Consider the following 316-nt stretch of genomic DNA (forward strand, 5'->3'; position numbering starts at 1 on the left):
TTCATGCCAAAGTGCCACTGATTGCCTTTCTTGGTCTGATGCATCTCCGGATCGCGTTGCTGCTCTTTGTTCTTGGTCGAGCTGGGTGCCTCAATGATGGTGGCATCAACCAAGGTGCCTTGAGTCATCATGACGCCTGCTTCGGCCAGCCAGCGATTGATGGTCTTGAACAATTGGCGGGCCAGTTGATGCTGCTCCAGCAGGTGGCGGAAATTCATGATGGTGGTGCGGTCCGGCAAGGCGCTATCCAGGGATAATCGGGCAAACAGGCGCATGGAGGCGATTTCGTACAGGGCATCTTCCATGGCACCGTCGC

Annotated in this window: 1 protein-coding gene; it reads right to left on the reverse strand. The window is 56.0% G+C overall.

Annotation, left to right across the window (positions count from 1 at the left end):
• Positions 1-316: transposase (locus OQV04_RS24955; protein WP_203035533.1), on the reverse strand; the 316-nt coding region annotated here is incomplete at both ends.

The organism is Escherichia sp. Lx600-2 (genome assembly GCF_036662595.1).
GTDB lineage: Bacteria > Pseudomonadota > Gammaproteobacteria > Enterobacterales > Enterobacteriaceae > Escherichia > Escherichia coli.